The organism is Paracoccus panacisoli (assembly GCF_042435015.1).
GTDB classification, from domain to species: Bacteria; Pseudomonadota; Alphaproteobacteria; order Rhodobacterales; family Rhodobacteraceae; genus Paracoccus; species Paracoccus panacisoli.
In genome coordinates this window covers 1-1092 of sequence record NZ_JBHMQU010000106.1, presented here as the reverse complement: position 1 = coordinate 1092, position 1092 = coordinate 1, and the positions used below count along the sequence as shown (strand labels likewise).

2 protein-coding genes are annotated in these 1092 nt (G+C 67.8%); one reads left to right on the top strand and one right to left on the bottom strand.

Annotated features, from left to right (window positions below; translation table 11 throughout):
• Positions 1-9 precede the first annotated feature (9 nt).
• A complete protein-coding gene (locus ACFHYO_RS15885) occupies positions 10-402 on the top strand; it encodes a type II toxin-antitoxin system VapC family toxin (protein ID WP_394321693.1) in 393 nt (130 codons plus the stop codon).
• Positions 403-480: 78 nt separating this feature from the next.
• On the opposite strand, the gene ACFHYO_RS15880 is transcribed toward ACFHYO_RS15885, so the two are convergent.
• The gene (locus ACFHYO_RS15880; RefSeq protein WP_394321691.1) at positions 481-1020 is read right to left on the bottom strand and encodes a recombinase family protein; all 540 of its coding nucleotides are present in this window, start codon (positions 1018-1020) and stop codon (positions 481-483) included.
• Positions 1021-1092: the final 72 nt, after the last annotated feature.

Genomic DNA, 1092 nt, shown 5'->3' with positions numbered 1-1092 from the left:
CGTCGCTGAATGCTGATCCTCGACGCTTCGGCGATCATCGGCTGGATCATGCCTGATGAAGCGGGGATCGACCTTGAGCCTCTCATTGCCCGAGGAGAGCCGCTGCTGGCGCCGTGGCTGATCTGGGTCGAGCTGCGCAATATCCTGATCGTCAGCGAGCGCCGCGGTCGTTTGCCCGCCGGCATGGGGGACCAGATCGCCGACGCGGTGGATGCGCTGCAGATCCAGCTCGACAGCTCTGCCTCGAGCGCGGTGGTCATGGACCTTGCGCGCCGACATGGGCTGACCGCTTACGACGCGCTCTACCTCGAAACTGCGCTGCGACACGGCGCCATGTTGGCCACCCTGGACGGAAAGTTGCGGGCTGCTGCGGTTGCCGAGGCTGTCGCGCTGGCCGGGTAAGAAGATGTTGGAATTGCCTTCCTGATCCGCGTTTTTCAGACCGAGCGCGGCATCGGCGCACGGCTGCGCTGACCCGCCTTACGCGCGGCGTATGGTATTCTGGCTGACGCGAAACAGCCGGGCGAGCTCGGCGATGGAGCGCCGATCGTCGTCGCGCAGGCGGCGCACTTCGGCGCGCTGCTCGGGCGAGAGGGCAGGGGGCCTGCCTCCCACCCGACCGCGGCGCCGGGCGGCGGCAAGACCCTCGCGCGTGCGCTCGGCGATCCGCTCGCGCTCGAACTGGGCAATCGAGGCGAAGACGTGGAACACCAGGCGCCCGGCCGGGGTGGTGGTGTCGATGTCCTCGGCCAGGGACCGGAAGCCCGCACCCGCCGCCTGGATCCGGGCGACGATCCCGAGAAGGTCCTGAAGCGAGCGGCTGAGGCGGTCGTACTTGGTCACGACTACTACGTCGCCAGGGCGCAGCTGGTCGATCAGCCGCTCGAGTTCTGGCCGGGCTGTGCGCGTGCCGGAGACCTTCTCGGCAAAGACCCGCCCCGCCCCCGCGGCCTCGAGAGCCGCCAGCTGAGCGTCGAGGCGCTGGTCCTCGGTTGAGACACGCGCATAGCCGAGGATCATGCCCAAACCCTTCAACAACCCGCTAGGTTTTGGCAGGGGGTTGTGGCGCGGTCAAGAAGTGTGACTTTGATC

What these genes read in the sequence shown, in the direction of transcription:
- ACFHYO_RS15885 (WP_394321693.1), top strand. Translation starts at nt 10, where the DNA reads ATGCTGATCCTCGACGCTTCGGCGATCATCGGCTGGATCATGCCTGAT.
- ACFHYO_RS15880 (WP_394321691.1), bottom strand. Translation starts at nt 1,020, where the DNA reads ATGATCCTCGGCTATGCGCGTGTCTCAACCGAGGACCAGCGCCTCGAC.